The organism is Paenibacillus rubinfantis (assembly GCF_001486505.1).
In the GTDB taxonomy this organism is placed as follows: domain Bacteria; phylum Bacillota; class Bacilli; order Paenibacillales; family Paenibacillaceae; genus Fontibacillus; species Fontibacillus rubinfantis.
This window is the reverse complement of the sequence record NZ_LN909065.1, coordinates 13,857-37,742: the sequence shown is the minus strand read 5'-3', so window position 1 is coordinate 37,742 and position 23,886 is coordinate 13,857. Positions and strand designations below refer to the sequence as shown.

Annotated in this window: 26 protein-coding genes and 1 other annotated feature; of the genes, 20 read left to right on the top strand and 6 right to left on the bottom strand. The window is 50.5% G+C overall.

Going from position 1 to position 23,886, the window contains the following annotated elements; translation table 11 throughout:
* The first annotated feature begins 167 nt into the window (after positions 1-167).
* From BN3277_RS11565 to BN3277_RS11555, 3 genes are all read left to right on the top strand, one after another.
* On the top strand, positions 168-440 hold the full coding sequence (locus tag BN3277_RS11565) for a hypothetical protein (protein ID WP_059042832.1): 273 nt from the start codon (positions 168-170) through the stop codon (positions 438-440).
* A gap of 48 nt (positions 441-488) precedes the next feature.
* Positions 489-1,574, top strand: coding sequence for an AI-2E family transporter (locus BN3277_RS11560; protein ID WP_059042831.1), 1,086 nt, complete (start codon positions 489-491; stop codon positions 1,572-1,574).
* A 155-nt stretch (positions 1,575-1,729) separates the two neighbouring features.
* Positions 1,730-2,197, top strand: a complete 468-nt coding sequence (locus tag BN3277_RS11555) for a hypothetical protein (protein WP_059042828.1) — start codon at positions 1,730-1,732, stop codon at positions 2,195-2,197.
* Positions 2,198-2,277: 80 nt separating this feature from the next.
* Here BN3277_RS11555 and trxA read toward each other — a convergent pair whose 3' ends face one another.
* Positions 2,278-2,616 (bottom strand): thioredoxin, encoded by a 339-nt coding sequence (trxA, locus tag BN3277_RS11550; RefSeq protein WP_059042826.1) that lies wholly within the window; start codon positions 2,614-2,616, stop codon positions 2,278-2,280.
* Positions 2,597-2,986 (bottom strand): MerR family transcriptional regulator, encoded by a 390-nt coding sequence (locus BN3277_RS11545; RefSeq protein ID WP_059044736.1) that lies wholly within the window; start codon positions 2,984-2,986, stop codon positions 2,597-2,599. Before BN3277_RS11545 ends, trxA begins: the two co-directional genes overlap by 20 nt.
* A 179-nt stretch (positions 2,987-3,165) precedes the next feature.
* Here BN3277_RS11545 and BN3277_RS11540 point away from each other — a divergent pair, with 179 nt between their 5' ends.
* From BN3277_RS11540 to BN3277_RS11515, 6 genes are all read left to right on the top strand, one after another.
* On the top strand, positions 3,166-3,654 hold the full coding sequence (locus BN3277_RS11540; protein ID WP_059042824.1) for a cysteine hydrolase family protein: 489 nt from the start codon (positions 3,166-3,168) through the stop codon (positions 3,652-3,654).
* A 57-nt stretch (positions 3,655-3,711) separates the two neighbouring features.
* Positions 3,712-4,500 (top strand): TIGR00266 family protein, encoded by a 789-nt coding sequence (locus BN3277_RS11535; protein ID WP_059042822.1) that lies wholly within the window; start codon positions 3,712-3,714, stop codon positions 4,498-4,500.
* A 108-nt stretch (positions 4,501-4,608) separates the two neighbouring features.
* Positions 4,609-5,043 (top strand): Rrf2 family transcriptional regulator, encoded by a 435-nt coding sequence (locus BN3277_RS11530; protein ID WP_059042820.1) that lies wholly within the window; start codon positions 4,609-4,611, stop codon positions 5,041-5,043.
* Between the two features lie 197 nt (positions 5,044-5,240).
* Positions 5,241-6,107, top strand: coding sequence for a VOC family protein (locus tag BN3277_RS11525; RefSeq protein ID WP_059042818.1), 867 nt, complete (start codon positions 5,241-5,243; stop codon positions 6,105-6,107).
* 102 nt (positions 6,108-6,209) lie between these two features.
* Positions 6,210-6,779 carry a GNAT family N-acetyltransferase gene (locus tag BN3277_RS11520; protein WP_059042816.1) on the top strand — a complete coding sequence of 190 codons (570 nt, stop codon included), beginning with the start codon at positions 6,210-6,212 and terminating at the stop codon, positions 6,777-6,779.
* A 78-nt stretch (positions 6,780-6,857) separates the two neighbouring features.
* Positions 6,858-8,411: a glycine betaine uptake BCCT transporter gene (locus tag BN3277_RS11515; protein WP_059042814.1), complete on the top strand. Its 1,554-nt coding sequence runs from the start codon at positions 6,858-6,860 to the stop codon at positions 8,409-8,411.
* A gap of 22 nt (positions 8,412-8,433) precedes the next feature.
* Here BN3277_RS11515 and BN3277_RS11510 read toward each other — a convergent pair whose 3' ends face one another.
* A complete protein-coding gene (locus BN3277_RS11510; protein ID WP_059042812.1) occupies positions 8,434-9,288 on the bottom strand; it encodes an SDR family NAD(P)-dependent oxidoreductase in 855 nt (284 codons plus the stop codon).
* Between the two features lie 171 nt (positions 9,289-9,459).
* On the opposite strand from BN3277_RS11510, the gene BN3277_RS11505 reads away from it, so the two are divergent.
* The 6 genes from BN3277_RS11505 (at position 9,460) to BN3277_RS11480 (ending at position 16,131) form a co-directional block, all read left to right on the top strand.
* Positions 9,460-9,969 (top strand): MerR family transcriptional regulator, encoded by a 510-nt coding sequence (locus tag BN3277_RS11505; protein WP_059042810.1) that lies wholly within the window; start codon positions 9,460-9,462, stop codon positions 9,967-9,969.
* An 87-nt stretch (positions 9,970-10,056) separates the two neighbouring features.
* Positions 10,057-10,326 carry an ACT domain-containing protein gene (locus BN3277_RS11500; RefSeq protein WP_059042808.1) on the top strand — a complete coding sequence of 90 codons (270 nt, stop codon included), beginning with the start codon at positions 10,057-10,059 and terminating at the stop codon, positions 10,324-10,326.
* A 20-nt stretch (positions 10,327-10,346) separates the two neighbouring features.
* Positions 10,347-11,702, top strand: a complete 1,356-nt coding sequence (locus BN3277_RS11495) for a PFL family protein (RefSeq protein WP_262362892.1) — start codon at positions 10,347-10,349, stop codon at positions 11,700-11,702.
* 18 nt (positions 11,703-11,720) lie between these two features.
* Positions 11,721-13,694, top strand: a complete 1,974-nt coding sequence (locus BN3277_RS11490; RefSeq protein WP_059042804.1) for a GTP-binding protein — start codon at positions 11,721-11,723, stop codon at positions 13,692-13,694.
* 64 nt (positions 13,695-13,758) lie between these two features.
* Positions 13,759-14,154: a hypothetical protein gene (locus BN3277_RS11485; RefSeq protein ID WP_059042802.1), complete on the top strand. Its 396-nt coding sequence runs from the start codon at positions 13,759-13,761 to the stop codon at positions 14,152-14,154.
* A 56-nt stretch (positions 14,155-14,210) separates the two neighbouring features.
* Positions 14,211-14,442, top strand: a binding site (T-box leader).
* Positions 14,443-14,571: 129 nt separating this feature from the next.
* A complete protein-coding gene (locus BN3277_RS11480; RefSeq protein ID WP_059042800.1) occupies positions 14,572-16,131 on the top strand; it encodes a 2-isopropylmalate synthase in 1,560 nt (519 codons plus the stop codon).
* A gap of 69 nt (positions 16,132-16,200) precedes the next feature.
* On the opposite strand, the gene BN3277_RS11475 is transcribed toward BN3277_RS11480, so the two are convergent.
* Positions 16,201-16,380: a small acid-soluble spore protein H gene (locus BN3277_RS11475; protein WP_059042798.1), complete on the bottom strand. Its 180-nt coding sequence runs from the start codon at positions 16,378-16,380 to the stop codon at positions 16,201-16,203.
* A gap of 209 nt (positions 16,381-16,589) precedes the next feature.
* Between BN3277_RS11475 and BN3277_RS11470 the strand changes: the two genes are divergently transcribed.
* The gene (locus BN3277_RS11470; RefSeq protein WP_059042796.1) at positions 16,590-18,770 is read left to right on the top strand and encodes a 5'-nucleotidase C-terminal domain-containing protein; all 2,181 of its coding nucleotides are present in this window, start codon (positions 16,590-16,592) and stop codon (positions 18,768-18,770) included.
* A gap of 74 nt (positions 18,771-18,844) precedes the next feature.
* Here BN3277_RS11470 and BN3277_RS26025 read toward each other — a convergent pair whose 3' ends face one another.
* Entirely contained in the window at positions 18,845-18,973 is a 129-nt protein-coding gene (locus BN3277_RS26025) for a DUF6254 family protein (protein WP_222860915.1), read from the bottom strand.
* A 274-nt stretch (positions 18,974-19,247) separates the two neighbouring features.
* Here BN3277_RS26025 and BN3277_RS11465 point away from each other — a divergent pair, with 274 nt between their 5' ends.
* Positions 19,248-19,910, top strand: coding sequence for a hypothetical protein (locus BN3277_RS11465; RefSeq protein ID WP_059042794.1), 663 nt, complete (start codon positions 19,248-19,250; stop codon positions 19,908-19,910).
* A gap of 54 nt (positions 19,911-19,964) precedes the next feature.
* Here BN3277_RS11465 and BN3277_RS11460 read toward each other — a convergent pair whose 3' ends face one another.
* Positions 19,965-20,594: a YjgB family protein gene (locus BN3277_RS11460; protein WP_059042792.1), complete on the bottom strand. Its 630-nt coding sequence runs from the start codon at positions 20,592-20,594 to the stop codon at positions 19,965-19,967.
* A gap of 310 nt (positions 20,595-20,904) precedes the next feature.
* Here BN3277_RS11460 and BN3277_RS25060 point away from each other — a divergent pair, with 310 nt between their 5' ends.
* From BN3277_RS25060 to xerS, 3 genes are all read left to right on the top strand, one after another.
* Positions 20,905-21,255 (top strand): ArsR/SmtB family transcription factor, encoded by a 351-nt coding sequence (locus tag BN3277_RS25060; RefSeq protein ID WP_269147772.1) that lies wholly within the window; start codon positions 20,905-20,907, stop codon positions 21,253-21,255.
* 73 nt (positions 21,256-21,328) lie between these two features.
* Positions 21,329-22,129, top strand: a complete 801-nt coding sequence (locus tag BN3277_RS11455) for an arsenite methyltransferase (RefSeq protein WP_059042789.1) — start codon at positions 21,329-21,331, stop codon at positions 22,127-22,129.
* A 604-nt stretch (positions 22,130-22,733) separates the two neighbouring features.
* A complete protein-coding gene (gene xerS / locus BN3277_RS11450; protein ID WP_059042787.1) occupies positions 22,734-23,804 on the top strand; it encodes a tyrosine recombinase XerS in 1,071 nt (356 codons plus the stop codon).
* The last annotated feature ends 82 nt before the right edge of the window (positions 23,805-23,886 follow it).

Sequence of the window (23,886 nt, the reverse complement as noted above, 5' to 3'; positions counted from 1 at the left end):
GTCTCCTCCATACTTTGGAAATGGGTTATTGTCTTATCATACACCATTTGCGATTGAATTTGTAATGGCACAATGAAGGCGGAGCATCCGTTTCCGCATTTGATATTCGCCTAAAACATGGTACGATATTGCAATGAGACTGTCCTAAAAAAGGAGTTACGTTACATATGAGCGAATTGACCATTGTTCACGCGGAAATGCGCCGGGAGGAGGACGGCTCCTACATCGGCAAAACCGTCTTTGAAGTCGCCTCGCACAAGGCGGGTTATGAAATTACGTTCTTTAGCCAGAAGGGGAAGGATTGGGATTACAGCCTTCACTATGCCGGCGAGCCGGGCATCGAGGAACAGTTCCTTGCGGTAGACGCGCGGCTCGAGGAAGACGACGAATGGTTTGATACCTTGCTGGATGCGGCGTTGGATACGTTGCCGGAGGCTTAATCCGTAAACTTCCGCTTGGACGGAAGAGTAGGGGAGGAGGAACAAACCGTGTGGCAACACCCGTTTTACCGTACTTCGCTGGGGATTATTCTGGTTCTGACCATCATTTATTTATTGTCCAAAGTCAGCTTTATCTTTAATCCACTGGTGACGTTGGTGTCCATCTTGATCGTCCCGTTGACGATCTCCGGATTCCTGTATTATCTGCTGCGGCCGATCGTGCAGTTCCTGGAACGGAAGAAGCTGAGCCGGGTGCTTTCCATCCTGTTGATCTATCTGTTGTTTGCCGGAGTGATCACGATTTTCCTGATCGTCGTCTGGCCGCCGCTGCGCAAGCAGATCATCGAATTTATGAATAACGTGCCGAAGCTGGTTAACGGCGTGCAATCGCAGATGAACGATTTCCGCAACAACAGTTTCTTCTCGATGGTGTCGAATGAGACAAGCCCGGAGCTGATGAACAAAGTGACGGAATATCTCAACTCGGCGGTGGAGGCCATCTCCGGTTATTTATCGCATGTGGTGACTTTTCTAAATGACTTTGTCATCGTGGTGGGTACCGTTCCAATTCTGCTTTATTACATGCTGAAGGAAGACGAGCGCGTCACGCCCGCGCTGGTGCGGATGCTGCCGGTCCGCTACCGACGTGAAGGAGCCGGTGTCATTCATGAAATCGACAGCATGCTGAAAGGCTTTATTGCTGGACGGATGATAAGTGCCGTGCTGCTGGCATTTATGAGCTTCATCGGGTTTTGGCTGATCGGCTTGCCGTATCCGCTGCTTCTTGCGGTCGTAGGGGCGCTGTTTAACTTCATCCCGTATTTCGGCGCCTTACTGGGAGCGATTCCTTGTGTGATCGTGGCGTTTACCGTATCCCCGTCCATGGTGGTATGGGTCATCCTGATTGTGGTTTTGGCGCAACAGGTGGAGGGCAACTTGATCTCCCCCTACATATATGGGAAGACGATCAATATTCACCCCTTAACAACCATTGTCCTATTGCTGGTGGCTGGGGACTTTGGCGGCATCCTGGGGATGATTTTGGCGATTCCGGTCTATATGATGCTGAAGATTATTGTGCTCAAAGCGCATAAGCTGTATTTTGCGGAAAAAATCGAGGAGTTAACCGAATAAGATTTTCCAATTGATTTCCAAGGTGATTAAAATCATATCTCAGGCCCCTGTTATTGGGCGATGATTATTCTATTAAGTAGACATTCAATAAGCCGGAATCAGGATTGCTGAATGTCCGCTAGATCGATATTCATTACGCTCGGGGGATGATATACATGGCAGTTCATGCCAAAGGCGGGAAGTACTTTTACGCATGGAGCAAGATTCTTCCCGACGGATCGTTTTACCTTCCGGATCAAGCCCTGCATGAGTACCAGATTCGCCCGGACTCCAACATTATTTTGATGACGGGCCGGAATACGGCCAGAGGTTTTAGTGTCGTATGCAAAGAGAAGATCGCCAACTCACCGCTTGCCACCATATTCGCCAGCATTCCTCAGCTACAGCAATTCGCCACCCCGGAGGGGGAGGCCATTACTTTCAAGGAACGCTCGTTCTGCTGGGTGTACTTGAACAGCAAAGGGTATTTTACGCTGCCGTTGCCGACTTGGCGGCAATTTGGTCTCAAACCGGGCGATCAACTGCTGAGTTTGCGGGCGACCCATCTGGCATTTAATAACTTGTCGGAGGGGCCGTATATCGAGCAGGCCAAGCAACTCCGTGATATTCATGTCTATGAATGAGAAGAAGCTTACAAATCAACCAGCCAGTTCGCTGATCGATCTTTCAGCGGCTGGCTGGTTTTCGTTCGTTCCTTGTTAATTTAGGCGGGTTGGGTTGGCGAAGGATATTTCGCGATCAGATTTCTGTAGGCCTCTCTCGGCCGCAGCCCGATCAGCTTCTCCACCGGTTGGCCTTGATGGAAGAAGATCACGGTTGGCATCGACATCACCCCAAATTGGGCGGCCAAAGCCGGCTGCTCGTCACAGTCGACCTTCAGCAGATTCACCGCACCGCCGTACTCGTCGTGCAGCTCGTCTAAGATCGGGGACAGCACTTTGCATGGCGGACACCATGTCGCATCGAAGTCAACCAGCGTAAGCCCCGGTGCTTGTAACGCCTCCATAAACTCTTGTTCATCTTTAATCCGCTTCGTTGCCATTCTCATTCATCTCCATTTCGGGATTCTCGCTTAAAATATGGCTGATCCGCTCCTCCAGATTAGCCTTGATCGCCTGCAGCAGCTCGATTTGGTCATTCACTTCCTTCAGCTTGCTGCGGTAAACGGGCATAATCTCGCGGCAGAACGCCTCTTTGCTGGTCATCACACATTGCAGAAAGCCGGCGATTTGCTCCGTCGTGAGCCCCAGGCTCAAATAGAACTGAATCGTCTTCACCTGTTCGGCCGAAAAGCTGTGGTAATCGCGGTATCCGTTGGCCATCCGCTGCGAGGAGATCAACCCTTGCTCTTCGTAATACCGAAGGGAGCGGATGCTAACCCCGGTGGCTTTGGACAGTTCACCGATTCTCATCGCGTTCAAATCACCTTCCTTCTTGGACTCATTATAAACCCTGACATTAATGTGAGGGTCAACCGTTTTTTCCCGAATCGCAAAAAATTCTTCTGCAGCGATTACGACGACGGGTCTGCGGATCGTGTATAATGTAAGAAATTGGGCGCCTGAATGCGGGCGATAGAGGAGGAGCAGGCATGAAACCGGCTTTATTGATCATCGATATGCAGCAAGCCTTTTTGAACCATCCGCGAATTCAAAGTGAAATCCCGGGCGTTTGCGAGTACATTAATGCTGTCGCTGACCTGTTCAGAGAGGTGGGACGGCCTGTCGTTGTGGTCCAGGATCAGGATGGGGGCGTCGGAACGCCGGGCTACGAGGTTATTCCTGAGGTGAAGGTGACCGAATCCGACCTGCGGGTTTCCAAGGCATGGAACAATTCGTTTTGGAAAACCGACCTGGAGCAGCTGCTGCGCGAACGAGATACCGATTTTGTGGTCGTTTGCGGGTTTGCCGCCGAACACTGTGTCACGTTCACGTTTAACGGGGCGGTGGAGCGCGAATTTGGCGCAGCCATTTTGCAAAAAGGCATCCTCGGCGAGCATTCCGAGTCGGTGGCGGCGGTATACCGGGATCGCAGCCTGATCAGCTATTCGGTGATTCGGGCGCTTTTGAAACAAGCGTAGTTCTTGAGCGTACATAATAAAATGATCAGAAATTAATCATTGGAGGCGACTCGTTCCATGAATGCACATGAAATCGATTATCGGATTATCGGAAGCGAAATGCAGTGTGTGGAGGTTCACCTGGATCAAGGAGAAAGCGTCATTGCCGAAGCCGGCAGCTTTATGATGATGGACCCGGATATCCGGATGGAGACGATTTTTGGCGACGGCAGCAATCAAGGCGGCGGCGGAATTATGGGCAAACTCATGGGAGCAGGTAAACGGCTGCTGACCGGCGAGGGCTTGTTTATGACCGTATTCACCAACGCCGGATACAACCGGCAGGGTGTCACCTTTGCTTCTCCGTATCCCGGAAAAATCGTCCCGCTGGACCTGCAAATGCTCGGCGGAAAAATCATCTGTCAAAAAGACGCTTTCCTCTGCGCAGCCAAAGGGGTGTCCGTCGGCATTGAGTTCCAGCGCAAGCTGGGCACCGGCTTCTTCGGCGGCGAAGGCTTCATCATGCAAAAAATCGAAGGCGACGGGCTGGCGTTTGTGCATTCCGGCGGCTTGGTGATCGAGCGAGACTTAGCGCCTGGCGAGGTGCTGCGTCTCGATACCGGCTGTCTTGTCGCCATGTCGGCTTCGGTCGACTATGACATCGAATTTGTCAAAGGCGTGAAGACCGCCTTATTCGGCGGGGAAGGCCTGTTCTTCGCCACGCTGCGCGGCCCCGGCAAAGTGTGGGTGCAATCGCTGCCGTTCAGTCGCTTGGCGGATCGGGTGTTGTCCGCATCGCGGTATTCGGGCCGTAAGGATGAAGGCAGCTTGTTAGGTGGTCTGGGCAACTTGCTCGACGGCAGATAGAAGGGGAGGAAGGTATTCCATCCTCCTCTTGTGAGAAAGGCGGTTGACATCCCCCTCCTTAAGTAACTAATATGGTTACAAGATGATGGAAAGGGGGATCGGCTTAACATGACGATCAGCTCCAGATTTTCCGTGGCCATTCATATTTTGTCCCTGCTTGAAATCAACAAGGACGGGGTCAGTACCTCGGAATATATTTCCGGCAGCGTCAACACGAACCCGGTGGTGATCCGCCGGATCATGGGCATGCTAAACAAAGCGGGCCTGGTGGAAGTCCGTACAGGGGTGGCCGGAGCCAAGCTGTCGCGGCAGCTGGATCAGATCACGCTGCTTGACGTTTACCGCGCGGTGCATGTCGTGGAGGAAGACGGTTTGTTTGCCGTCCATGATCATCCCAACCCGGATTGTCCAGTGGGCAAAAATATTCAATCGGCCATCGAACCGATTTTCTCCTCGGCGCAAAAAGCGATGGAGAATACGCTGGCAGCCGTAACGCTGCAGGATGTTGTGGATGAGATCTCAGCCAACACTCCATCCATGTAACGCAAGTGAACCTAGGCAAGAAGCGGAGATAAGCCCCCTATCGCAGGGGGCTTTTTTGGATGCTGAATTGACAATTCCCATACCTGTAACTATACTGATTACAATGGTTTGAATGTAACAACGTTTGTTACACCTGGCTTTTATTGCGTAATTTATCCATAGATCATGCTTTTATCCGAAGGAGGAAAAATCAAATTATGGCCCATCCTTTACCGATTCATCCCGCTGCTCAAATCGGTGTGGTTCATCTCAAAGTTCGGGATCTCGACCGTTCGCTCGCCTTCTATCAGGAAGTGATCGGCTTCCGAGTGCTGCGGCAGAGCGGTTCCATTGCCGAATTAACCGCGGACGGCCAACATCCCTTGCTGATTCTGGAGGCGGATGCCCGTTATCGTGTTTTACCCGAGCAGTCTGTGTCCGGGTTATATCATTTTGCGATCTTGGTACCGAATCAAGTGACGCTGGGCCTTGCGCTGCGCAATTTGATCCGCCACCAAATCCCGGTGGGACAGGGGGATCACCTGGTCAGCGAAGCGTTGTATCTAAGCGATCCGGATCAGAACGGCATCGAGATCTACGCGGATCGTCCGCGGGAAACCTGGGAGAAAACTACATCTGGTGAAATTCGTATGACGACGGACCCCGTGGACATCGAAAACCTCCTGACGTTATCCGAGCAGGCGGAGTGGCACGGTTTGCCGGAAGGAACCCGCATCGGTCACGTGCATTTTCATGTCGGCGATTTGCAGCAGGCGGAACAGTTCTATTGCGGTATTTTGGGGTTTGAGGTCACTCTTCACTTCGGGGCATCGGCCTTATTTATCTCAGCTGGCGGTTACCACCACCATATCGGCTTGAACCTGTGGGCCGGCAAAGGCGCGCCGCCAGCGCCGGAGGATGCGGTCGGCATTCGTTACTTTACGACGGAGCTGCCGGACGTCCCTGCCCTGGAAGCTGTCGAAAGTCGACTAGCCGAAGCCAAGGTGACTTATGTGCGGGAGGGGAATGAACTCCGGCTAAGCGATCCGTTTGGTATCGGCATTCGATTGACGGTTACCAACTAAACTTAACGTAGAGTGGCAGCTCCTCTGGAATTGACTCTTCCTTTCGGCGTGGTCCTTCACCTATAATAGATTTACGTATATTTTAGGAAAGGACCGGTCGTTATGAAATTGTTCCCTCAATTGGAAACGGAACGGTTTGTGTTGAGACGGCTGACGACGGAGGACGCCGCCGACTTGTTCCATTATTTTTCCAACGACGAAGTGACGAAATATTACGATCTGGATCGTTTTGTGGAGCTTCGGGAAGCCGAGGAGCTGATCCAAAAATGGAACAGCCGCTATTTGGAGAAACGGGGCTTTCGCTGGGCGATCACGGTGAAGGCCGAAAGCGACCGGGTCATCGGTACGTGCGGGTTTCACAATTGGTCAAAGGATCACTTTAAAGCCGAGGTCGGGTATGAGCTCAGCCCGGACTATTGGCGTCAAGGCGTCATGACCGAAGTGCTGCAGGAGATCCTGCGGTTCGGGTTCGAGGATTTGGGACTGAACCGGATCGAAGCGTTTATCGACCCGGATAATATTCGGTCCAGGTATTTGCTGGAGAAGATCGGTTTTTATGAGGAAGGGTATTTGAAGGAAACCTTCTTCGAGAAGAATCAATTCGTGGATGCTGTCCTCTTTGCGCTGTTGAAGAAGCAATATGAAGCGAAACGGAACCGAATGTTCCGGTAAAGCAATTCATGCATAATTCCCCAGTCTCGACAAACACTGTAAAAGGATATGAATTTGACTGAGGCTGGGGGGTTCACAATGGTATTTATCATTTCCTTTCTGATCATCCTGTTGTTTGTCCTTTGGGGGGCGTTAGCTCCGGACCAATTGGCAGCGACGGCGGATCGGGTATTAGGATTTTCCATCGGAAGTTTCGGCTGGTTTTATTTAATGACCACGCTGGGACTTCTTGTTTTTTCGTTTTATTTGGCGTTTAGCAAGCATGGCCAGATTAAACTAGGCGATGACGACGATGAGCCGGAATATTCGAACTTATCGTGGTTTGCGATGCTCTTTAGCGCGGGGATGGGAATCGGGCTAGTCTTTTGGGGAGCCGCAGAACCTTTGTCGCATTATTTGACGCCACCCGAGGGGGCAGAAGGAGGGACAGCGCAAGCCGCCAGGTTGGCGATGCGGTATTCTTTTTTTCATTGGGGACTGCATCCCTGGGGCGTATATACGCTCATTTCGCTTGCCCTCGCTTACTTCCAATTCCGCAAAGGGTATCGCGGTCTCATTAGCATGACCTTCATTCCTTTATTGGGCGAGAAGAGAGTCCAAGGCTTCCTGGGGAAAACCATCGATGTGCTTGCCGTCATCGCAACGGCCTTTGGCGTAGCGACCTCGTTAGGATTGGGGACCTTGCAGATCAGCGGGGGACTTCAACATTTATTCGGAATCCCCAATACGTTAATCACGCAAGCCATCATCATCGCGTCTGTGACCGTCCTGTTTTTGTTGTCCGCGACATCTGGGCTGGACAAAGGCATCAAACTGTTAAGCAACACCAACCTGATCATTGCCGTTACCTTGCTGGTGTTCGTCTTAGTGGCCGGGCCCACCTCTTTTATTTTCGATACCTTTACTTCAACGCTGGGGGCCTATTTGCAAAACCTAGTGGTCATGAGCTTACGTATGACGCCGTTCACCCAAGGCACCTGGGTGGGCAACTGGACGTTATTCTACTGGTCATGGTGGATCGCGTGGGCGCCGTTTGTTGGAACTTTTATCGCCCGGGTCTCTCGCGGACGGACCATTAAGGAATTTGTGCTTGGGGTGCTCCTTGTTCCCAGTGCCTTTGGGTTCGTTTGGTTTGCTGTCTTCGGCGGGACCGGACTGAATATGGAAATGTTCAAGCAAGCCGGCTTGGCCCAAGCGGTACAGGAGGACGTGACCACCGCTTTGTTCCTCATGTTGGAGCAGCTGCCGTTAGGTACGTTGATCGCAGCGGTCGCGACCTTGTTAATCATCACCTTCTTTGTTACCTCTGCGGATTCGGCCACCTTCGTCTTAGGGATGTTATCCTCTAAAGGAACGTTAAATCCCAGCAATAAGGTCAAATTGACCTGGGGGATCATGCAGTCCTTAATTGCCTTAACCCTGCTGATCAGTGGAGGCCTTAACGGGTTGCAAACCGCTTCAATCGTTGCGGCGCTGCCTTTTGCCGTTATTATGCTGGGGATGTGCGTCTCCTTGCTCAAGGCCCTTAATGGAGAAGATAAGGAACGAAAGCGCAAGGAACGGCAAACTAGACAGTTTATTGAACGGTTACGGACCAAAGAGCAAATGGATCCATCCCCGTCCAAGGGGTAACCCTTCAAGGACCACCGCGGATTTAGCGGCGCCCCTGAAGAAATTCAACTTGATAAAGGGTGTGGACCCGGTTTAACACCGTCTGGGCATGCTCCCGGAACTTCGGCTCCACGATCTGATCTTTGATCAACAAGATACCGGTTTGCCCGCGATATTTGCCCAAAGCACCGGCGTACAGCAATCCGGCCCCGTGGGTTGGCGGGGAGAAGAACAGTTTCATAATAGGTTTCAGCAAGATGGGGAGACCCGAGCGTTTGCCTTTGCGCAAGGTGTTGTTCCCCCCGGGATCCACACTGCGGATCTCAATGCCCTCCGCCGCAAGCTGCGGGGCGATGGCTTCTGTCCACAACGACAGCGCCAGCTTGGAGGTGGCATAGGGACCAAACAGCTTGCGAAATTGGGTCGGACGCTCCAGCCGCTCCGGATCAAACGTTTTGACTCTACTAATGACTGCGGATGAAGTTTGAATGATGGTTTTGAGATGGCCCCGCTTGACCAAATCCTTAAGTTCCATCGTGATGATATACGGCACGACCGTCATTAGCTCATAGTGGAGCTCGCGGCCTTGCTTCGAATAATCCAATTCCGGGAAGCTGCCGCCAGCATTGTTGAACAGCACGTCAATCCACGCCTCATTGGCCTTGATCTGCTCCAGTGCTTGCCGCAGGCTGGCAAAGTCGGATAAATCCGAGGTCTTGTACGTTCTTAGCTGTCGGCTTTGAGCCGCCATTTGGAGCGTTTGATCCTCTTTCGGCCAGTCGGAACGGTTCAAACCGATGACTTGCCACCCTTCGTTGATCAGTCTCCGTGTTAACTCCAGTCCGATGCCAGAGCTGGCCCCCGTAATTAATGCGATTTGTTGTCTTTCTTGGTTCATAGTTGTGATCCCTCCTGATTGGTGTTGATGCCTTACCTGTATTCAGGCCGATTCTAGATCTTGGTGTCGACTCCAAGTCAAGCCTCTATTTGGGGTCCCAGTGAAGATTTGACTTGGAGCTGACTCCAAGTTATATAATGCAAAAAAGACGATATACGGAGGGATCCAGCCATGGCAACACAATCCATCAAGCTAGACAGCTTCACGATTAAGCAAGCGGCCGAGCTCACCGGCATTACTGAGGATACGATCCGTTATTATGAGAAGATTGCACTCTTACCTCGAGCCAAGCGGAAGGAGAACGGGCACCGCGTTTATCGCAAGGAGGACCTGGATACGATCCGGCTGGTGAATTGTCTGAAAAAAACCGGAATGCCCCTGGATGAAATGCGGCCTTTCTTAAAGGTGTCCTCTGATGCCGATCCCGCGGATTACCCGGAGTTGGTGGAACAGATGGTCCAGCACCGGGCTAACATCGTCGAGCAAATCGCTTCGCTGCAGCAGGTGGTTGATTTTATCGACCTGAAGCTGCAGCAGGGCAAATACCGTGCCACGGATTGCGAGATCGAAGGCGTAAAAAGCTCCCGTACGGACAGCGGGATAGGCGGATCTTCGGCCAAACCGATGTCGCCGGCGGAATTACGCTATTTTTCTGCGTCACCGAGTGAAAGCCGTTATTGAAGATTTTCCGTTCTTTTGCCATAATAAGCGAAGCAGATGGCTCGTCCGCCGTTGCGGAGAGTCTTTAAATTAAAGGGGGAGCTTGGGTTGAAGGGGATTATCACCGTACTGGGTAAGGACAAAGTGGGCATTATCGCCAAGGTTTGCACGTATTTGGCCGATAACAACGTGAACATTCTTGATATTTCGCAGACGATTATTCAGGGTTATTTCAACATGATGATGATCGTCGATATTTCTGCGCCTGCCAAGAACTTCGAGACGTTGGTGGAAGAACTGCAGGAACTGGGGCTCTCCATTGGGGTCGAAATTAAGCTGCAGCACGAAGATATTTTTAATACGATGCACCGGATCTAAGGAAGGGAGGGGACACCATGATCTCACGCGTGGAAGTACAAGAAACCAATTCGATGATCCGCGAGATGAACCTCGATGTGCGCACGATTACGATGGGCATCAGCCTGATGGACTGCGCCCACGAGGATATGAACGTCTTTAACCGGAACATCTATGACAAAATCACCCGAACGGCCGAGCATCTCGTCAAAACCGGAGAGGATTTGGAGAAGCAGTTTGGCGTGCCGATCGTGAATAAACGAATTTCGGTGACGCCGATTTCGATCGCCGCCGGCGGGGTGAAGACCAATACCTTTGTACCGGTGGCTGAAGCGCTGGACCGGGCCGCCAAGGAAGTGGGCGTCAACTTTATCGGCGGGTTCTCGGCCCTTGTGCAAAAAGGCTTTACGAACGGCGACCGGGTGCTGATCGACAGCATTCCAGAAGCGCTGGCCGTCACGGACCGCGTTTGCTCCTCGGTGAATGTGGGCTCCTCGCGCAGCGGGATTAATATGGACGCGGTAAAAATGATGGGTGACATTCTCCTCCGTACCGCGGAACGGACGGCGGATCGGGGTTCGATCGGCTGCGCCAAGCTGGTCGTATTCTGCAATGCGGTGGAAGATAACCCGTTTATGGCGGGAGCGTTCCACGGCGTTGGGGAGCAGGAGTGCGTCATCAATGTGGGCGTCAGCGGTCCCGGCGTGGTGAAGCGTGCGCTGGAGGAAGTCAAGGGCAAGGATTTTGAGACATTATGCGAAACGATCAAGCGAACAGCGTTTAAGGTAACCCGGGTAGGTCAATTGGTCGCACAGGAAGCGTCTAAACGCCTTGGCGTCCCGTTTGGTATTATCGACCTGTCGCTGGCCCCAACGCCGGAAATCGGCGATTCGATCGCGGAGATCTTCCAGGTGATGGGCTTGGAGGAAGCGGGGGCACCGGGAACGACAGCGGCACTGGCGATCTTGAACGACAACGTGAAAAAAGGCGGCGTCATGGCCTCCTCCTACGTTGGCGGCCTGAGCGGCGCATTCATCCCGGTCAGCGAGGACCACGGGATGATTGAAGCGGTGCAGCGCGGCGCGTTGACACTGGAGAAGCTGGAAGCGATGACGTGCGTGTGCTCTGTCGGCCTCGATATGATCGCGATTCCGGGGAGCACCAGTGCCGCGACCATTTCCGGCATCATCGCCGACGAAGCGGCGATCGGCATGGTCAACAACAAGACGACCGCCGTTCGGATTATCCCGGTGATCGGCAAGGATGTCGGCGAGATTGTGGAGTTTGGCGGTTTGCTGGGCTACGCGCCGATTATGCCGGTTAACGCCTTCAACTGCGCACCGTTTATCGAGCGGGGTGGCCGGATTCCGGCGCCGATCCATAGCTTTAAGAACTAAGCGGCGGGGGACGCGGCTATGTTCAAGACGATTGGACTGCTGGCGCATGTCGATGCCGGCAAAACGACCTTCGCCGAAGCGCTGCTCTATCATACGCAAACGATTCGCAGCCGCGGCCGGGTTGATCATCGCGATGCCTTCCTCGATAGCCATGAAATCGAGAAGGCTCGAGGCATCACAGTATTCGCCGATCAAGCGGAAATGAGGTACGGGGCATCTACGTACTTTTTGCTGGATACGCCCGGCCACGTCGATTTCTCCGCTGAAATGGAACGCGCGCTTCAGGTGCTCGATTACGCGGTAATCATCGTCAGCGCGGTGGAAGGCGTGGAAGGCCATACGGAGACGGTCTGGCAGTTGCTACGGGCTTATGGGATACCGACGTTTTTCTTTATCAATAAGACGGATCGAACCGGAGCAGACCCGGACCGGGTTCTGGAAGATATCCGCTCCGAGCTGAGTGGCGATGTCCTGGAGTTATCCGGCTGGGCAGAGAGCGGCCAATGGGAGGATACGCACAAGGCTTGGTTATCCGAACGGGAAGAAGCGCTGCTGGAGTCTTATCTGGACGGATCTGGATCAGATGAGGAATGGGATACGCAACTGGCCCGGCTCGTTCAAGAGGGACGGGTCTTTCCTTGCTTGCAGGGCTCGGCGCTGCTGGATATCGGTATTGATACCTTCCTCAGCACGTTGGAACGTTTAACGCATACCACCTATGATCCCATGCTTCCGTTTGCCGGACGTGTCTACAAAATCCGCCATGACGAGCAAGGAACCCGGGTGACGTTTATCAAAGCGCTGCAGGGGGAGTTAAGGGTTCGGGACGAAATGGCGTATGGTCCGGAAAAGGAAGGCGTTCGGCGTACGGAAAAAGTAACCGGCCTTCGCAAATATAACGGTCAGCGCTTCGTTCCAACGGATCAAGTCAGCGCAGGCGAGCTGTTTGCGGTGACAGGGCTGACCGAGGCGGGTTCCGGCGAAGCGGTTGGGGCGCTAAATGACCCGATCCGCACGGAACTCACGCCTACGTTGCAATCCAAGGTGCAGTTTGAACCGCCCTTACACCTGAAGGAAGTGCTTCGTGTCTTTCGGCTGCTGGATGCCGAAGATCCCACTTTGGGGACCCGCTGGAATGAAGCCTTGCAGGAGCTGCATATCCACGTAATGGGCAAAATCCAGCTGGAAATTTTGCAGCAGGTGCTGCGCGAGCGGTTTCAGATGAACATCACATTTGGTACGCCGGAGATTTTGTACAAGGAAACGATCGCCGCTCCGGTTGTAGGTTGTGGACATTTCGAGCCATTAGGGCACTATGCCGAAGTGCACCTGCGATTGGAACCGGGAGAACAGGGAAGTGGCGTCACCTTCGTCAACGCCTGTCATGCCGACGATTTGTCCGTTGGCTATCAGAACCTGATTGGCCAGCACGTATTAGAACGGGAGCATCACGGCCTATTAACCGGCTCGCCTCTCACGGACGTCCGCGTCACGCTGCTAACCGGCCGATCGCATAACAAGCACACCAGCGGCGGGGATTTCCGCGAAGCCACCCACCGTGCGCTGCGGCAAGCGCTGGAGCAAGCGGAGAACGTGCTGCTGGAGCCGGTGTATCAATTTAAAATCAAGGTAGGTTTGAAGCAGTTGGGGAAAGTGCTGACCGATATCCAGCAAGCCCATGGCCGGTTCGATCCACCGGAAACCGCAGCAGAGACGGCGGTCATCACCGGCATCGTCCCGGTAGCCACCTTTATGGATTACGGCGTTGAGCTAGCCTCCATGACGCATGGGAAAGGGGCCATCACGTTGAAATCCGGCGGCTACGAGCCTTGTCATCAAGCTGAAATCGTAATCGAGCGCAAGAACTACAACAAGGACGCGGATCCAGCCTATACCTCGGCTTCGATTTTTTGCGCGAAGGGGCAAGCGTATTCGGTACCGTGGGAAGAAGCAAGGAGCTACATGCACGTATCAACAGATCATTTACAATAAGTCTCGATGATTCCACCAGTATTCGAATCAACTTCATCTCTTTTCAGATATTTTAAGCAGCCTAATGAAAGAGCCGCTCAATGAAGCCGAATTGGCTTATATTCAAGGGAAAATCGAGGGGTACTCTGAAAATACTTGGTTTGTTTTTTACGCCCTAAATCGAGGAGATAGCCCTTCCCTGGATCTGGCCGTTCCGGCTGAACTTCGATCTTCCATCTATGATTTAATCACATTAACTAACAGTGTCATGGATGGGGTTAGCCGGGAGATCGATACGCATAAAAAATGGACGGTTGCAAAAGATAACCAGGAATTAATGATTGATGTCATCCGGCTGTGCCAAGATCTGAACGTCCCGTCAAGCTACCTGAAGGATGAACAGAACAGGGCGGATTACGAAGAGCAATTACAGCAAGCCCTCATAAAAATCAAGGAACTGCAAGGCGTACTGGAGAATTAAGCTGCCTGTTGACATTTCAGCCCTAGGTGCATATAATAACCAATAATTCCATATTGCCAAATGTGTTGATTAGAAATAGTAAATGTGATTTGACCTTTCAGAGAGCCGCTGGGTGGTGCGAAGCGGCAGCGTCCGTCATGTTGAACTCGTCTATGAACAGCTGCCTGAAATGTAGGGTAAGCCGGGATTCCGCCGTTACAAGGATAGATGGTGTTTGCCATCGAAGGAGATCATTTCATGCCATGAAATGAATTAGAGTGGTACCGCGGGTTCAACCTCGTCTCTATAACAGAGACGGGGTTTTTTTGTTGGTTAAATTCCGGGTTTAATCAACCCCGCTTGATATAGATCCTTAGTCGCAATCAAGTGTGAAGGCTTCAACACAATCAACTCATATTAAGCAGGAGGAATGCACAGATGGACCGTTACCGCAACATTATCGTATTGGACACAACGTTACGTGATGGGGAGCAAGTTCCCGGTGCCAAGTTAAACGTACGGCAAAAGCTGGAGTTCGCCCAGCAACTGAAGCGCCTCCGCGTCGATATCATTGAAGCGGGTTTTCCCGCCTCCTCGCAAGGAGACTTTGAGGCGGTGCAGCAAATTGCCCGTAGCGTAGGGGATAGCGTGGGCATTACGGCGTTGGCTCGAGCGGTGAAATCCGACATCGAAGCCGTGTACGAAAGTATCCGCGAGGCGGAACAGCCGCTGATTCATATTGTGCTGGGGGCATCCAATGTCCATGTGGAGAAGAAATTCAACCGATCTCAAGATGCCGTGCTGCAGATGGGCGTGGATGCGGTGAGATTTGCCAAAACGCTGCTGCCGCATGTCCAGTATTCCACGGAAGACGCCTCCCGCGCGGATTTCGAATATTTGTGGAAAACCATTGAGGCCGTGGTGAAGGCCGGCGCTACAATGATCAACGTTCCCGATACCGTGGGTTACGCAGAGCCGGAGGAGTTTGGCCACTTGATCCGGCGTATTCACGAGCGGCTTAAGAACCTCGACGATCGCGTTATTTTAAGCGTGCATTGTCATAATGATCTGGGATTGGCCACGGCTAATACGTTAAGTGCCATCAAGAACGGAGCGGAGAAAATCGAGTGCACCATCAATGGGCTTGGGGAACGAGCAGGCAACGCATCGCTGGAAGAGGCGGTGATGGCCTTAAAAGTCCGCGAGGCGTTGTACGGCTGCCGCACCAACATCGATACGAAGGAGCTGACTCGTACGTCGCGGCTGCTCACTCATTTGACGGGTCTGGATGTGCAGGTCAACAAGGCGATCACCGGCGACAACGCCTTTGCCCATTCCTCCGGCATTCACCAAGACGGCTTACTGAAAGATAAGCAGGTTTATGAGATTATGTCCCCGGAAGAAGTGGGGGCCGAAAGCATGGAGTTGATCCTAACCGCTCGCTCCGGACGGCATGCTGTTAAGCATGCGGTGGAGAAGCTGGGCTTCGATACTTCCGATGCGGTGGGATTTGAGCGGCTATTTCAGCGATTCTTGACTTTGGCGGATGCCAAAAAAGAAGTGTACGACCATGACCTATACTATCTGTTGAGCGAACATGAAGAACGGAACAACACCGGCTATCCGTTGTTTGAACTAACTTCGTTCCAGGTGATCACCAACGAGGTATGCCCAACTGCAACTGTCGTCTTAACGATCCATGGGGAAGAGCGAAAAGGCAGCGCCATCGGAGACGGCCCTATCGACGCATTATATAGCGTGATCCGGTCGTTAACCGGGATTGACGCCAAGTTGACTTCGTATAAAATCAATAGCATCTCTCATGGCAAAGAAGCCGTCGGACGCGTAAACATTCAGCTTGAAGCGGGAGGCAAAACCTATTCGGGGCGCGCCATGGATACCGATATCATCAAAGCGAGCGGGCAAGCTTTTGTAAACGGAATTAATGCGATGATATTGGCTGGCGAGCATCATAACGACATAACAAATGTTATGTAAACTAAATAACGTGAGCGATAGAAGAATGGCAGAAGAGAGGTCCAAGACCTGAGCTTCTGCCATTGTTTTTTACTGCTCGTTCAGTTGAGATAATGCGACTTCTTTTTCGTTCTCCGGTTGACCCAACGGAAAAATCCGTGCGGTGTCATTCTTCTCGTCAACGTGTTGAATGTAAATCGGTACGCCATCGCAAGTCACGTCTACCATGGAAGGGGATTCAACAATCTCTTTTGCCCGTTGACTGTTCATAGGCTAACCTCCTGTACGTAATAGGTTTCTGTTCTTCTGCCGATCCTAAAATACCCGGTTCTTGGCGTTTTTATTCTCTATGCACCGTGAAATGCACGGGAATGTAAAATTTCATCATGAATTTGGTTTGAATGATTTACTTTCAAATCTCAACTACTTATATTTAATAGAGTAGTGCATCAATAAATGGTAGAGGAGGAATGGGATTGATGAATTGGAGAAACAAAGCTTTCGGCAAGCTTCTGGCGATCAGTACGATCGTAGCGGGATTGGCTTCCGGTGCGGTCGGGTTGCCGGCAAACGCCGCCGATCCTGTGAACACAGGGGCAAAAGACTTCGAGTTGCGCGTCCTACATACGAATGACACGCATGCCCACCTGGATAACATTGCTCGCAGGGTGACGGCCATCAACGCGGCCAGAAACGATCAAGCGCTGTTGCTGGATGCGGGGGACGTTTTTTCCGGAACGTTGTATTTCAATCAGTTTAGCGGATTGGCCGATCTGTTCTTCATGAACGAGCTAAAGTATGATGCCATGACGTTTGGCAATCACGAGTTTGATAAAGGCCCCAAGGTCTTGGCCGAGTTCATCAAACAGGCAAAATTCCCGTTCGTCAGCGCCAATCTGGACTTTACAGCCGATGTTGACCTGAAGGGCTTAAGTCATTCCGGGTTAGGCAAGCCGGGAGAGCAAGGTCAGATTTATCCGGCCGTCATCAAGGAAATCGCGGGTGAGAAGGTAGGGATTATCGGCTTAACCACGCCGGAAACCTCCGTATTATCTTCACCGGGTCCCGACATCAAATTCGCCGATGAAGTCGAAAGTGCACAGAAGCAAGTGGATGCTCTGGAAGCGGAGGGCGTAAACAAAATCATCGTCTTGTCTCACCTGGGCTACACCGTGGATCAAGACCTGGCGGAAGCCGTCGATGGGATCGATATCATCGTAGGCGGTCACTCCCATACGCTGCTTGCTGCACCGGAGGTGCACCACGCCGAACAAGAGCCCACGCTGATTGTGCAGACGGGCGAATATAATCAAAATTTGGGCCAACTGGATGTCACGTTTGACTCCACCGGGAAACTTACAACCTGGAAGGGTCAGCTGATTGCGTTGGACACCAAAGATGACGCCGGCAATTTCGTGATCAAGAGCGATGCCGGAGCGGAAGCTAAATTGAAGGAATACGCCGCTCCGCTGGAAGAGCTGAAGAAAACCGTTATCGGCAAATCGGAAGTAATTCTGGATGGCGAACGAGGCAACGTCCGTAAACAGGAAACCAATTTGGGTGACCTGATTGCGGACGGGATGCGTTCGAAAGTCATGAGCATTGTGAAGGAAACCGGGGTTCAAGGATATGTCACGATCCAAAACGGTGGAGGGATCCGTGCTTCAATCCAAGCCGGTGACATCACGTTAGGGGATCTACTGACGACAATGCCATTTGGCAACAATTTGACTGCCTTGAAGATGACCGGGGCAGAGATTACCGCGGCACTTGAAAATGGCGTCAGCGGCGTCGAGAATGGGGAAGGGCGGTTCCCGCAAGTTTCGGGCCTGCGCTTCTACTACGATTCGACGAAGCCGGGCGAAATCATCGATGACGTGACGGGCAAGAAAACACAAAACGGTCAACGCATCGTCAAAATCCAAATCCAAAACGATGACGGCACTTATTCGGATCTCGATCCTAAGGCATATTATATTGTAGCGACCAATTCGTTTATGGCAGGGGGCGGGGATTTCTACGAGTCCATGAAACAAGCGAAAGACGATGGTCGGTTCTATGAACTTAATTTGGTGGATTATGAGGTATTCCACGAATACCTGGATCAAGTAGGTACGGTGAAGGCAACTGCTCAAAGCCGGATTACGGACCTGAAAGGCGCTGCGCTTCCTGCGGAAGCTGGCGGTGCTGCACCTGCAGATCTAGGCTCCACTCCGGAAACGGGGGCAGTCACATTCAGTGATATTTCGTCCGATCCCCATGCCGCTTTAATCGAAGAAGCAGCTGCAGCCGGGATCGTTCAGGGGTATGGGGACGGCACGTTCCGTCCAACGGCAGAGGTGACACGTGCTGAACTCGCAGTTATGCTGAGCCGTGCTTTTCATGTCCCGGAGTCCACTGAGTCTACCGGATACACCGACATTTCAGATGTCCCGAACTGGGCTTTGCCAGCGGTAAAAGCGCTAAAGTCGGCCGGCGCCCTTGAAGGCTTGGTAGATCAAACCTTCCTCCCTAAAAACACGGTATCGGTCAAAGAGGCCGCCGAAGTGATCGCCAGACTCTCTGGTCAAGAAGTGGATCGGGCTGGACTTGACGTCAATGCCCAGGTCACTCGCAGCAGCCTGGTGTTACTCCTTCAAACTGCATTGAAACTTAAATAATTGAACGAAATTCAAACACCGCCCAGCCAGCATTTTTTTGGTTAGGCGGTGTTTTTTATCCCGTTGTGTGATGATTATTTTTTTGGTGGATTCTGTTCGTATTCCTCCGCTAATTCCTCCAATGATTTGATGGGACCATGCGGATTTTGCGCTTGTTTGCGGCTTTTCATGGCATTAACTTTGGTTCGATTGGATTTGGTCATGGAGCTTTATTCCCCTTTCATGAGTGCGGTTTGAAGAACGTAAACGTTCTTTCGCGATAGTGTGGGACGCGTCCGGACGAAATATGCATGATGGAGCGAGGGCAGGAATGCGATATTTGTAGGGGCAGGAATGCGTGAAGTGGAGCACTTTTTATATATTGGACGGAAATAACGCACATTTATTGATCAATGCCTGTTACATCGAATAGAGTATTGGGGAAAGGGAAGATAAGACGCTAGAAAGATACGAATGAAGAGGAGGAGGAGACTAATCATGCTTCAAAAGTATATCACACGTATGAAACCTTGGTTGTTCGTGATGATTTTATCGCTTACAGCATGTACCGAAGGAACGCCGAAACCTTCGGCCAATGTGGAAGATCCGCCGCCAATCCAAGAAGAGGTTACGACTCCAGCCCCAGAGGAGGGGAATGGCAACGCGGAACAGGGCGGCAGTGCCCCGGAATCCACGCGCCCAGAAGTCGAAACTTTTGAACTGCTGACCGGGGAGGGGAACCAGACGTTAACGGCTAACTTGCATCAAGGGGATGGCTTTAGCTTATACGTTTTTGAACATTTCGGTTTTGATGCGGACGAAGGACGTCTATATCTGAACAGCAATCCAGAATACCATGTTCAAATTGAAAAGTTATCCGCTGATCAGGACTTATCGCAGCTGATCCCCCAAGCCAGAGATGAGCTCGCGGCATTCGGCGAAGTATCCGACTACAGCGGCGAGCTGATCGAGCACCCGTTGGGCTTTGCTGAGATTTATCTACAAGCCTCCAGCGAGAAAGGCATCCAGGATTATATCGTGTGGAAGTCCACGACGGGGGAAGCCTTCCGGTTCCTTCTTCACAATCCCAAAGGGGAAGAGGCCCCCGAGTTTGCCGGCCCGGTCATGGTTTCGCTAGCGACAGTTCAAAGCGAATCCTAAGAAGCAAAAAGGAGAAGCCAATGACGGCCTCTCCTTTTTTGGTGGTGATAAGGGTTATTTCGCACCTTTAAAAGTCAGATTCACATGATTCAGGTCCGTGCTGCTGTTAAAAATAAATTCCAGTTGGTACTTCCCGCGGATATAAACCATTTTCTTCTGAGTGATCTTACCGGCTTTGATCGTTGAAGTCGAGTTGGGCATTCCCCATTGCTTCATCAACATGTGTTGAGTGATGCTCCCCAGATTGGTTTGTCGTTCTACGCCCGTACCGAAATAGCGCATTTCTTGAAGTTTGTTCTTCTTATAAGAAAAGGCAAAACCCGGTTGGCCCATCGAGCTTTCGTATTCATCAAATGCGTTAGCCCCGGTACCCGATGCATAGGGTTGACCGAAGATATCGATCACCTCATCCCGTTTCGTTTTTCCAAGGGTGAGTCCTTTGGAGAGCTTGTTTAGATCATCCGGGAATTGACCTTTCAGAGCCGGTTTATAAAAGCTGTTCAAGAATGTGTTCACGGATTGAGCCGCTTTGGCTTTAGATTGAGCTGCTGTTGTGGTTGGGGCATGGGTTGCTGCAGAGACCGGGGGCATCGTGTACGTCGTTACCCCAGTAAATCCAAGAGCTGCTGCGCCTGAGATTAAAACTGCGGCAGTTATATTTTTAGCAGATGGCTTTTTCTTCATGATGAATCCTCCTCCTAGGTCCAGCACTTAATGATTCGTGCTTGTCTTTTTTTGTATTCTTAATTCTACTAACGAGAACACATTTGAAAATGTTCCTGGAAAATAGATAAAACTAATTGTGATCGCAGAGCAAGGGAAAGACCAGAGAAGCAATTCATCAAATATATTTGATGAATACTTGAATTTACCAAATTATTATGTTAAGATTCCTTCATCAAAATAATTTGATGTAAGCATCCCTCAGCGAAAAACACACAACGGTATGTAAACTGTGTTGTCCAGCTTGCTGCTAAATGGAGGTAATTGCGTGATTAAAGAAATCCCAACTCTTTCACAGACTCAAGATACTGTTGATTTTGCTGGGTATGAAGCCAAGTTCAAAGCCTTAGCTGATCAAAAGCGTTTACAGATTATGTATGAGCTCACTCAAAAGGGGAGTGTATGTGTCTGCGACTTGGTCGATATCGTAAATATGCCTCAGTCTAAACTGTCTTATCATTTAAAGATTTTACTTGATGCGGGTTTAATTACTCGAGAGACGAGAGGGACATGGAGTTATTACGAGTTAAATCATACTGAAGTAAATCGATTATTGTCTCCTGAACTGTGTTGTATATTCCGGAAAATAGACGATCGACCAAGCGGTGGTTGTTGTTCATGATCCCACATCGTGGGTTTCATTTCGTGATATTGATTTATTAAAATAACTTGATTTATTAAAGGAGAGATATGAGATGAGCCAAACGAGAGATGATGAAGTTCGTCAGCATGTACGTAACCGTTACAAACAGATTGTGCTTGAAAGTGCTTCTACATCCAGTTGTTGTACACCAAGTTCTTCAGAAACGGGTTGCTGCGGTACTCCGAATGAAGTATCTTCGAAACTAGGATACTCGGATGAAGAACTAGCGGCCGTTCCACTAGGATCGAATCTTGGCCTTGGTTGCGGAAATCCACAGGCCATTGCGTCACTGAAGCCAGGGGAGGTCGTTCTCGATTTAGGTAGTGGGGCCGGCTTTGATTGCTTTTTGGCATCCAAGCAAGTGGGGGAGTCAGGTAAAGTTTATGGGGTTGATATGACACCGGAAATGGTGAGCCGTGCACGAAGTAATGCTCAGACTAATGGATACAAGAATGTTGAGTTCCGACTTGGCGAAATTGAACATCTGCCTATGCCTGATAACTCAGTAGATGTAATCATTTCAAACTGCGTGATTAATTTGTCTCCGGATAAACCTCAAGTTTTCCGTGAAGCATTTCGTGTGTTAAAGCCGGGTGGTCGTTTAGCCATTTCTGATGTCGTGGCGACTGCAGAGTTTCCGAAAGAAATTAAGGGTGATCTTAATTCTCTGGCCAGCTGTATATCCGGTGCATCTACGGTTGATGAAATCAGTGGAATGTTAAATCTAAGCGGATTTACAGATATAGTTGTCGAACTTAAAGACGAATCTCGTGAATTTATTAAAGACTGGGTACCAGGTGCGAATATTGAGGATTATACATTGTCGGCTGTCATTAAAGCAATTAAACCATAATAATTTCCGATACCATTCCGTGATCTACCTATACGCTGAAAATAGCTTTTAGGCATGGTTATTAGTCTGCGTCTTGTATCATTTGTCTTCATCAAACCTACTCTTACCATAAAGGTCGCTCCTCAACAAGTGCATCTGGACGGGGGAAGTGTCCGCGATAACCAATCCTATAGCGCGGTTCTTGCTGCTTTACCGATCGGGCTTTTTTATTAATCTAGCCACTTTGTATAGACAGTAACTGATGTAGTATTTCCTGGAATATTTGCATTTTTTCTGCCATTTCAATTCACGAGGCGACTCTTGAATATGGGTAACAAGACTATAGATGCTTAAAAGTCGCGTAACACAACCACAAGGAGGAAACCATTGTTTCACTTTTAGCTTTAGATGGCAGCAGTGATACACTAAAAAGAAGACAAAATTATACTGTACTGAAGAAGAATATAACGTTCAAGAGACGCGCCAGAAAAAGTGGATATTTGCTTTCAATCAATAGAGGACAGAGAATCTTCGGATAACTCTTATGTATTATTATTACGTAAAATAATAATTTGACGAAATTATATAATTGGATTATTCTAGGTTCAGGAGGTGCGCGTTCGAAATGGATAAAACGATGAAATCACAATATATGAGCCGCATCGATGAGAAATTAACGGATTTGCCTTGGTACGTTGCCGAATACATCGATACGCGTAAACGCAAGCTGTCGCATACGACGTTATTGAATTACTGTCACGATTACATCATCTTTTTTGATTGGCTCGTGGCCGAACGTTTTGCAGCTCCTAACCGTAAAGACGTCGAACTCTCGGTTCTTGAGAAACTGACGGTTCGTGAAATTGAAAGCTTCTTAACGTTCCTGGAATATCAATTAGGTAACTCCAAATTGACGATCAACCGGAAGCTGTCGGCGCTAAAGTCGTTGTTTGATTACCTGCAGAATAAGGCCGAAACTGCTGAACTCAAGCCATATCTAGAGCGTAATGTCATGGCCAAAATAGAATTTAATGCCATGAAGGAAACCCAAGAAACGATCGCGAATCGGATTGAAGGTAAAATTCTGCGCGTGGATGATTTTGAACTGTTCCGTCAGTTTGTCGCATACGATTATGGTGCGCAAAACCGCGACAATAAGCGGCTATATCAGTTTCACGAGTTTAACCGGGAACGCGATACGGCGATCGTTTCTTTGATCCTCGGATCCGGATTGCGTTTATCAGAAGTCGCCGGCATCAACCTGGAAGATCTCGACATGAACAAGGGTTTGGTGCGGGTCATCCGCAAAGGCAACAAGGAACAATACGTGTATTTTAGCGAACAGGCCAAAGCGGATCTGGACAACTATATAAAGGTTCGTGAAGCCCGGTATAAACCGGAAAAATCAGAAACCTACTTGTTTATGGCTGCGCCGATCGGCAGAAAAGGAAAAAGCCGGCGATTAACACCAAGATCTATTGAAAAGCTGATCGAGAAATACGCGACAGCTTATGGTAAACCCGCATTAACGGTACACTCGTTAAGACATTCCTTCGCGACGCGTTATCATCAGGAGAACAACGATGTGCCACGACTGAAGAACCAACTAGGTCACTCGTCAATCCAAACAACGATGATCTACACACACTTAACGGATGAGGAAATGCGCAAAGCCGTTATTAATATGGACAAGTAGAGCATGGAGCGATCAGACCGCTGGAAAGCCTCAAATGTAGGTTCCTGCGGTCTTTCCGTATCGACTTTTTCACAAAACCCGT

Coding starts and splice junctions, on each gene's coding strand:
- BN3277_RS11490 (WP_059042804.1), top strand. CDS start 11,721: ATGTTCAAGACGATTGGACTGCTGGCGCATGTCGATGCCGGCAAAACG.
- BN3277_RS11465 (WP_059042794.1), top strand. CDS start 19,248: ATGCTTCAAAAGTATATCACACGTATGAAACCTTGGTTGTTCGTGATG.
- BN3277_RS11485 (WP_059042802.1), top strand. CDS start 13,759: ATGAAAGAGCCGCTCAATGAAGCCGAATTGGCTTATATTCAAGGGAAA.
- BN3277_RS11455 (WP_059042789.1), top strand. CDS start 21,329: ATGAGCCAAACGAGAGATGATGAAGTTCGTCAGCATGTACGTAACCGT.
- BN3277_RS11520 (WP_059042816.1), top strand. CDS start 6,210: ATGAAATTGTTCCCTCAATTGGAAACGGAACGGTTTGTGTTGAGACGG.
- BN3277_RS11470 (WP_059042796.1), top strand. CDS start 16,590: ATGAATTGGAGAAACAAAGCTTTCGGCAAGCTTCTGGCGATCAGTACG.
- BN3277_RS11505 (WP_059042810.1), top strand. CDS start 9,460: ATGGCAACACAATCCATCAAGCTAGACAGCTTCACGATTAAGCAAGCG.
- BN3277_RS11530 (WP_059042820.1), top strand. CDS start 4,609: ATGACGATCAGCTCCAGATTTTCCGTGGCCATTCATATTTTGTCCCTG.
- BN3277_RS11510 (WP_059042812.1), bottom strand. CDS start 9,288: ATGAACCAAGAAAGACAACAAATCGCATTAATTACGGGGGCCAGCTCT.
- BN3277_RS11480 (WP_059042800.1), top strand. CDS start 14,572: ATGGACCGTTACCGCAACATTATCGTATTGGACACAACGTTACGTGAT.
- xerS (WP_059042787.1), top strand. CDS start 22,734: ATGGATAAAACGATGAAATCACAATATATGAGCCGCATCGATGAGAAA.
- BN3277_RS11540 (WP_059042824.1), top strand. CDS start 3,166: ATGAAACCGGCTTTATTGATCATCGATATGCAGCAAGCCTTTTTGAAC.
- BN3277_RS26025 (WP_222860915.1), bottom strand. CDS start 18,973: ATGACCAAATCCAATCGAACCAAAGTTAATGCCATGAAAAGCCGCAAA.
- trxA (WP_059042826.1), bottom strand. CDS start 2,616: ATGGCAACGAAGCGGATTAAAGATGAACAAGAGTTTATGGAGGCGTTA.
- BN3277_RS11555 (WP_059042828.1), top strand. CDS start 1,730: ATGGCAGTTCATGCCAAAGGCGGGAAGTACTTTTACGCATGGAGCAAG.
- BN3277_RS11545 (WP_059044736.1), bottom strand. CDS start 2,986: ATGAGAATCGGTGAACTGTCCAAAGCCACCGGGGTTAGCATCCGCTCC.
- BN3277_RS11565 (WP_059042832.1), top strand. CDS start 168: ATGAGCGAATTGACCATTGTTCACGCGGAAATGCGCCGGGAGGAGGAC.
- BN3277_RS11515 (WP_059042814.1), top strand. CDS start 6,858: ATGGTATTTATCATTTCCTTTCTGATCATCCTGTTGTTTGTCCTTTGG.
- BN3277_RS11535 (WP_059042822.1), top strand. CDS start 3,712: ATGAATGCACATGAAATCGATTATCGGATTATCGGAAGCGAAATGCAG.
- BN3277_RS11460 (WP_059042792.1), bottom strand. CDS start 20,594: ATGAAGAAAAAGCCATCTGCTAAAAATATAACTGCCGCAGTTTTAATC.
- BN3277_RS11475 (WP_059042798.1), bottom strand. CDS start 16,380: ATGAACAGTCAACGGGCAAAAGAGATTGTTGAATCCCCTTCCATGGTA.
- BN3277_RS11525 (WP_059042818.1), top strand. CDS start 5,241: ATGGCCCATCCTTTACCGATTCATCCCGCTGCTCAAATCGGTGTGGTT.